The 7,338-nt window shown below is 60.2% G+C and carries 8 protein-coding genes; 1 reads left to right on the top strand and 7 read right to left on the bottom strand.

From position 1 onward, the window contains the following. The 7 genes from Q0V70_RS09615 to ndhC all read right to left on the bottom strand — a co-directional run. On the bottom strand, positions 1–232 hold a 232-nt coding region (locus Q0V70_RS09615; protein ID WP_297591268.1), incomplete at its 3' end, for a 2Fe-2S iron-sulfur cluster-binding protein. Beyond that, entirely contained in the window at positions 233–1,561 is a 1,329-nt protein-coding gene (gene nuoF, locus Q0V70_RS09610) for an NADH-quinone oxidoreductase subunit NuoF (protein ID WP_297591266.1), read from the bottom strand. 2 nt (positions 1,562–1,563) lie between these two features. Continuing rightward, positions 1,564–2,265, bottom strand: coding sequence for an NADH-quinone oxidoreductase subunit NuoE (gene nuoE / locus Q0V70_RS09605; RefSeq protein WP_282921019.1), 702 nt, complete (start codon positions 2,263–2,265; stop codon positions 1,564–1,566). Beyond that, positions 2,262–3,635, bottom strand: coding sequence for an NADH-quinone oxidoreductase subunit D (locus tag Q0V70_RS09600; protein ID WP_282921018.1), 1,374 nt, complete (start codon positions 3,633–3,635; stop codon positions 2,262–2,264). Before Q0V70_RS09600 ends, nuoE begins: the two co-directional genes overlap by 4 nt. Further along, positions 3,632–4,372: an NADH-quinone oxidoreductase subunit C gene (locus Q0V70_RS09595; RefSeq protein ID WP_297591260.1), complete on the bottom strand. Its 741-nt coding sequence runs from the start codon at positions 4,370–4,372 to the stop codon at positions 3,632–3,634. Before Q0V70_RS09595 ends, Q0V70_RS09600 begins: the two co-directional genes overlap by 4 nt. Continuing rightward, positions 4,369–4,914, bottom strand: coding sequence for an NADH-quinone oxidoreductase subunit B (locus tag Q0V70_RS09590; protein WP_282921016.1), 546 nt, complete (start codon positions 4,912–4,914; stop codon positions 4,369–4,371). The genes Q0V70_RS09595 and Q0V70_RS09590 overlap by 4 nt, the downstream gene beginning before the upstream one ends. 32 nt (positions 4,915–4,946) lie before the next feature. Continuing rightward, positions 4,947–5,306, bottom strand: coding sequence for an NADH-quinone oxidoreductase subunit A (gene ndhC, locus Q0V70_RS09585; protein ID WP_282921015.1), 360 nt, complete (start codon positions 5,304–5,306; stop codon positions 4,947–4,949). A 347-nt stretch (positions 5,307–5,653) separates the two neighbouring features. On the opposite strand from ndhC, the gene Q0V70_RS09580 reads away from it, so the two are divergent. Continuing rightward, positions 5,654–6,958, top strand: a complete 1,305-nt coding sequence (locus Q0V70_RS09580; protein WP_297591256.1) for an isochorismate synthase MenF — start codon at positions 5,654–5,656, stop codon at positions 6,956–6,958. Positions 6,959–7,338 lie beyond the last annotated feature (380 nt).

Raw genomic sequence — 7,338 nt, 5'->3', positions numbered from 1 at the left:
AGCAGGCCGGCATCGGTTTGGGCATCTTGGCGACTTCACCCTGCCGGTTGGGCATGGCTACCTCGACCAGGCACGCGCGGCACGCCGCCACCGGCTTCAGCAACGGGTGGTCGCAGAAGCGCGGCACGTACACTCCGGCCATCTCGCAAGCCCGAATCGCCAGGGTGCCTTTGGGCACTTCCAGGGGCTTACCGTCAACTTTAATATTGACCATTTGCACTTCGTCGCTCATTTATTTACCTGCCTCGCCCGATGCCTCGTGGTAGTACACGCTGCGTTCGTAGGGGAACAACTCCCAAGCCGGGGTTGTGTAGCCTTTTTCAAACTCTTCACGGAAACGTTCAATGCCGGACTTCACCGGGGTGATGGCTGCGTCGCCCAGCGCGCAGAAGCAACGCCCGCCAATCTCGGAAGTAATCGACAGCAGTTTGTCCACGTCACCAACCTCGCCTTTACCGGCTTCGAGGCGGTGCATGATTTGCTTCATCCAGTAGGTGCCTTCCCGGCACGGGGTGCATTTGCCGCAAGATTCATGCTGATAAAAGTCCACCCAGCGGGTCATGACTCGCACGACCGAAGTCGTTTCATCAAACACTTGAATAGCGCGGGTAGCCAGCATCGAACCGGCGGTGGCGACTTCCTCATAAGTCAGGGGAACATCGAGTTCTTCAGGCGTAAAGATAGGCGCCGAGGAACCCCCTACCGCCCAAAACTTCAGGTCATGACCGGAGCGCATTCCGCCGCAGTATCCCAAGAGTTGCCGCATCGTAATGCCGAAGGGCGCCTCGAACTGGCCGGGGTGAGCCACATGGCCGGAAATCGAAAAGATACCGTGCCCCTTCGACTTTTCCGTACCCATCGAGGCGTACCAGTTATCCGAGTACTTAAAGATGCCGGCGACCTGGGAAATCGTCTCGACATTATTGATGACGGTGGGACGAGCATACAGCCCCTGGGCGGCCGGGAACGGCGGCTTCAACCGCGGGTGTCCACGCCGACCCTCCAACGAATCCAGCAGGGCGGTTTCCTCACCGCAGATGTAGGCTCCTGCCCCGGAGTGGGCGGTAATCTTGAGGTCGCCCAGCAGTCCCGCCTCGGTTGCTTCCCGGATAGCGGCCAGCAGTCGACGCAGCGGGTGGGTCACTTCTCCGCGCAGATACACGAAAGCGTGTTCGCAGCGAATCGCCCGGGAACAAATCGCCATTCCCTCGATGAGGGCGTGCGGGTTCGCCATGATTTGCGGAATATCCTTGCAGGTCCCCGGCTCAGACTCATCAGCGTTCACCGTCAGGTAGCGCGGCAAACCGTCATCGGGAGGCAGGAACGACCACTTCAAACCCGCGGGGAAGCCCGCGCCACCACGACCGCGCAACCCCGAGTTCTTGACCGCAGCCAACACATCAGCGGGATCCATCGAGTTGGCCTTTTCCAGACCCTTGTAGCCCCCGCGAGCCCGGTAGGCTTCCAGGGTCCAAGACCGGTCCACGCCCCACATATCCGACAAAATCGGGGTCAGCGGCACCTCGCCACCAGGAATGTCAGTCAGGTTCAGTTCACTCATGACTATTCACCTTCCTTCGCTTCGGGAGCGGACCAGCCCGGGTCGCTGGGGATTCCCCAACCTTTTTCCGCAGCGATGCGCTTGCCCAGCAGGGTGGGAACCCCGGCGGATTCGCCCTCATCGGCCAGTCCGTCCTCGAAACCAGCCAAGAGGTGCTCGTTTTCCTTAAAGGTCGGGACGTGATTCGGGCCGCGGGTCGGCTGCACCGGGTTGCCGGCACGCAAGTCGTCGACCAGTTTCACGGCAGATTGCGGGGTTTGGTTATCAAAGAATTCCCAGTTCACCATGACTACAGGGGCAAAGTCGCAGGCGGCGTTACATTCAATCGCTTCCAGGGTGATTTTCCCGTCCGCGGTCGTTTCTCCGTTACCGATGCCCAAGTGGTCGCACACGGTTTCCCAAATTTCGTCGCCACCCATGACGGCGCACAGCGATGTGGTACACACCCCCACGTTGTATTCCCCGTTGGGACGGCGCTTGTACTGGGTATAGAACGTGGCGACAGCCGAAACTTCCGCGGGGCTAATCCCCAACAGTTCGGAGCACAGCTCGATACCGTTGGCGGACACGAAGCCGTCCTCGGACTGCACCAGGTGCAGCAACGGCAGCAGAGCCGAACGCGAATGCCCCTCGGGGTAGCGAGCAATAATCTCTCGACCCTCGCGAACCAGACGCGCTTTGACGTCCTCAGGATACGGTTTCATCGATCCACACCTCCAAACACCGGGTCAATCGAACCGATTGACACCACCAAGTCAGAAATCAAGCCACCCTCGCACATCATGGAGGCAGATTGCAGGTTTGCATAAGAGGGGTCACGGAAGTGCGCGCGGTAAGGGCGGGTACCGCCATCGGTCACCAGGTGCACGCCCTGGATGCCCTTGGCGTGTTCAATCTGGGTGTACACCTGACCGGGCGGGATTCGGAACCCTTCGGTCACCAGCTTGAAGTGGTGGATGAGTTCCTCCATCGAATGTCCCAAAATATGCGAGACGTGTTCCGGGTCCTGGCCTTGGCCGTCCGCGCCGATGGTCAGCTTGGAGGGATAAGCGAACTTCGGGTCGGCAATCATGACCGGCTCACCCTCGCTTTGCTCCAAACGATCCAGCACCTGGTACACAATGCGCAGGGACTGGTACATTTCCTCGAAACGCACCTCGGTACGCGTGTAGCAGTCGGAATGGTCGCGGGTGGGAACATCGAAAGTGTAGGTCTCGTACCCGCAGTAGGGCTGCAACTTGCGCATATCCAGCGGCAAACCGCCCGCCCGCAGACACGGACCGGTCAGAGACAGCGCCATCATGGTGGACAGCGGCAACCACCCCACGTTCTTCATACGGCCAATAAAGATGGGGTTGGCCATAATCAAGTCCTGCATCTCGCCAATGTCGCGTTTGACCAGCGGGAGCTTTTCACGAATCATGTCGACCGTGTCGTCCAGCAGGTCGTTCGAGACGCCGCCGGGACGCATATAGGTGTTGTTCATGCGCAGGCCGGTGATGTGCTCAAAAATCCGCAGGATCTCTTCACGACCCCGAAAGCCGGTGGTCAGCATGGTCGTTGCACCCAATTCGTTCGCGCCGGTGCCGATGGCGACCAGGTGCGAAGCAATCCGGTTCAGCTCCATCAACAGCACCCGGATTTCGTTGGCCCGCCGAGGCACCTGATCCGTTACGCCCAGAGCTTTTTCGACCGCCAAGCACCAGGCGACTTCCGAAAAGAACGGCGCCACGTAGTCCATGCGGGTACAGTAGGCCACGCCCTGGTTGTAAGTGCGGTATTCCATAGATTTTTCAATACCGGTGTGCAGGTAGCCAGTACCCAAACGGCAATCCTTAATGGTTTCGCCTTCCAGCTCCACGATGACGCGCAGCACGCCGTGGGTGGAGGGGTGCACCGGGCCCAAGTTGACAGCAATCCGGTCATTGTGAGCCGACTCGAGGTCCGCAGCCATCGCGGCCCATTCACCGTCCTGAACGGAAAACTCCGGCATTCCCGGCACGTAGTCGCCAGCTCCCGCCGGGGCATGAACATTTTGTGTTTTTGCCTCTGGGTTCATAGTTTCGGTACTCAACTGTAGCTCCTCCGCGTGTCAGCCGGCGGGACGGTGCCGCCCTTGAATTGCACTGGAATCCCGCCCAGCGGGTAGTCCTTACGCTGCGGGTGTCCGACCCAATCGTCGGGAAGCAGGGACCGGGTCAAGGCCGGGTGGCCGGTAAAGATGATGCCCATCATGTCGAAGGCTTCCCGCTCGTGCCAGTTGTTTCCGGGGTAAATATCCACGATGGAGGGGATTTTCGGGTCATCTTCGGGGGCCGCAGTCTCGATGCGCAGGTTGTGGTTGTGGGTCACGCTGATGAAGTGGTACACGGCGTGCAGTTCCCGTCCGGTGTCGTGCGGGTAATGTACCCCGGACACGCCCATGCACAGCTCAAAGCGCAAGTCCTGGTCGTCACGTAGCGCTTTCGCGACCTTCACCAAGTGTTCGCGGGCGACGTGAATCGTCAGCTCACCGTGGGAAACGACGACCCGGTCTATGGCAGTGAGAGGATCCACCCCGGCCTCACGCAAATCTTCCTCCAGGTAGTCCACGCAGTCGTCGAACCAGCCCCCGTAAGGCTTCGGGGACTGCCCGGGCATCGTGACTTCCCGATGCAACTGGCCGTAACCGGAGGTATCGCCGGTGCCGTGAACCCCGAACGGATTGTCACGCACCCCCAGGGATTCACCGCGAGGATTGGCGTACTGGGGCAGCTTCGGCTCCAGTTCACCCTCCGGGGCGGCTTGCAAATCTTGAGTTTCTTCGCTCACGCCATCAGTCCCTTCATGTCGTTCAACGAGGCCGCCTGCAGCGCCGCGGCTTCCGCCTTGCGGATGGCTTCCTCACGATTCTTACCCAAAGGATCGACCTTGATGTGGTCACGCAAGCTCAGCAACGCCCCCAGCAACATTTCCGGACGCGGCGGGCAGCCCGGCAGGTAGATGTCTACCGGCACCACGTGGTCGCAGCCCTGGACAATGGCGTAGTTATTGAACACGCCGCCGGACGAAGCGCAAGCCCCCATGGAAATGACCCACTTTGGGTCGGCCATCTCGTCATAAACGTTGCGCATGATGGTGGCCATCTTGTGCGAGACCCGACCCGAAACCAGCATCACGTCAGCGTGACGCGGAGAGGAGCGGAACACCTCCGAACCGAAACGGGCAATATCGAAACGCGAAGCCGCGGTCGCCATCATCTCAATAGCGCAACACGCCAAACCCATCGTGACGGGCCAAATCGAGAGGGAGCGCGCAAAATCAGTGAGCTTTTCCGGCAACGCTGCCAAGCCGTCAGAATCTTGATCCAACATTTTATGGTTTCCTCCAAAATACTTGGAACGGTTTAGTTCCAGTCAAAGCCGCGACGGGCCCACACATAGATAAAGGGAACTGCCAGCAATTCCACGAAAGTCATCATGACGAACATGCCGAACTTTCCCTGCTGGAAAAAGGAAATCGCCCAGGGGTATAGAAAAACCACCTCGATGTCGAAAATGATAAACATCATGGCGGTTAGGTAGTACTTAACCGGGAAACGCGCCTGGTTTCCACGATTCGCAGTGGGGTCACAGCCACATTCATAGTTGGCATTCTTAACGCGGTTTGGCTTCGTAGGGCCGAACAGATAACCGGCTAAAACCCCTGCTAAGGCCACCAACCCGGCTACTAACAGCATTATCAGCAGCGCTACGTAAACGTTCATAGCTTCTCCATCTTTGAAACACCCGAGCTGCCTGCCGGCACAGTAACCAGCAAAATCTTCCCAGGCGAGTTGCCAGCTCCACCCTACAAGTTTTTCCCCTAGCTCAGTCAATTTTGAACGGAATGCTGGATTATCACCGAGCTTCTCCGGGTTTTTGGCGGCATGCGGCCCGTAGCGGGGATTCGATTTAGGAAAAAAAGGGTTTTCTTATTGGGACTTGGGTCCCTGCCGAGGGAGGGCGCCCGGTGAGAGATTTTGCACCCTCGCGCGTAGTGCCGAGTCGGGAACCTACCTGCACGCCGCCCTGCTGGTTTTGGGCGCTGGGCGGGGGAATCTAGGATGGATAGGTGCTGATTGTCCACACTCGCGCCCTTGACCGCGATTTGTCCCCGGATCTGGTCTCGATGGAGGCCGCGACACTCCCCACGGACGGATTTTTCTTTGCTTCTCCCCCTGCACAAGGCGCCCCCCTCACGTTGGCAGCGCCGGGTTTAGGTGATTTTCCCGGTCAGGACTTTGCGCCGGCCTGGCATTGGGAGGACGGCTCGGACCTGGATCGGGCTGGCGCGGCGTGGTACCTGGTGGGACGCCACGCGCGGGTGTTTGATGCGGTGCAGCGACGCGGCACGGGCCCGGTGGCTTTCGCGTCCTTTGGTTTTAATAGCGCGGCAACCCCGGTGTTTGTCCTGCCGTCATTCCTGGTGGGCAGCGATGCCCAAGGAGCGTGGATTACCGTGGCTTATCAAGCCGCGAGTCCCGATGAGCCTAGAGCGGACCGATTGTATCGGGCCGCCATTGCTTGGATTAAAAACTTTCCCCACCGCCAGCGCCAAGATGCCCTGCAAACGCGACCCGCCGCCGTAGTGGGAAAAACGTCTTACCAGGAAAACGTCGCCGCCGCCGTGCGCGCTATCCGCGAGGGCAAAGCGGAGAAAATCGTGATGGCTCGCCCGGCACGCTTCGAGTTCGCTGGGGAGGCGGGCGCGGAACGGGCGCGGGCTGCCGGCGGGGCTTTGGCTGCCCGCCTGCGCGAACGCTACCCGACTTGCTGGATTTTCAATGTCGGGGGGCTGGTCGGAGCCACGCCGGAGATGCTGCTGGAGGCTGCCTCAGGACGGGCGCATTCGCGAGTTTTGGCGGGCACGGCGACACCCGGCGAGGACGTGGATTTGGCTCACTCGGCCAAGAACCTGGCGGAACACCAGGTGGCGCTACGTTCGGTGGCCGAGCCTTTGCGTCGCATCGACCCCGATTTGGAGGCGAGCGGGCCCTACCTGTTACAGCTGCCGAATCTGACCCATTTGGCCACGGATTTGCACCTGCGGGTGCCGGCGGGCAAGACGCTGTTGCACCTGGTCGCGCAGTTTCACCCCACGGCTGCGGTGTGCGGACTGCCGCGGGAGTTTGCGCAAGGGTTCATTTCCCGGTTTGAAGCGGATCGCGGGCGTTACGCCGGGCCGGTGGGCTGGGTCGATGCCCAGGGCGGGGGCCAGTTGGCTTTGGCGCTGCGATGTGCCCAGCTCGATGCGCTCGGCGTGGAGGCCTGGGTCGGGGCGGGCATCATGGCGGATTCCGACCCGGAAACTGAATGGCGGGAAACCGGGGCAAAACTGGCGCCAATCCGTGATTGCCTGGACTTGTCGGCTGATTGACCCGCGGGGCGGGAGGATTGCCCGACCTTGCCAGATGGGCGGATAACGCGCCAATTGCAGCCCCGGCTGAGGGTATCTGCATGAACGACCGATTTCAAACCAAAATCCGCACCACAGCACCCTTGCACATTTGCAAAACCGCTGGTAGACCCGTTTTCAACTGAATCAAGGTGCGCCAAACCGAACCGAAATCGGTCATTCATGCACGCTCGCTAGATTCCCTGGCGTGGATAACTAGGGAGATTTGGGCTGTAGCTGCCAATAATGGCAGCCACAGCCCAAATCTCCCCCTTTACCACCAAACACGACCCGGACCGGTGTGTCGGGCGCGACCGGAGCAGGGGGGCGACTCAGCGAGAGGCTGGGGGGTGAGCGTTTTG

Origin of the sequence: uncultured Mobiluncus sp. (genome assembly GCF_947087965.1) — a bacterium.
Lineage (GTDB): Bacteria > Actinomycetota > Actinomycetes > Actinomycetales > Actinomycetaceae > Mobiluncus.
The sequence above is the reverse complement of the archived record's forward strand: the minus strand, read 5'-3'. Positions and strand labels throughout refer to the sequence as shown.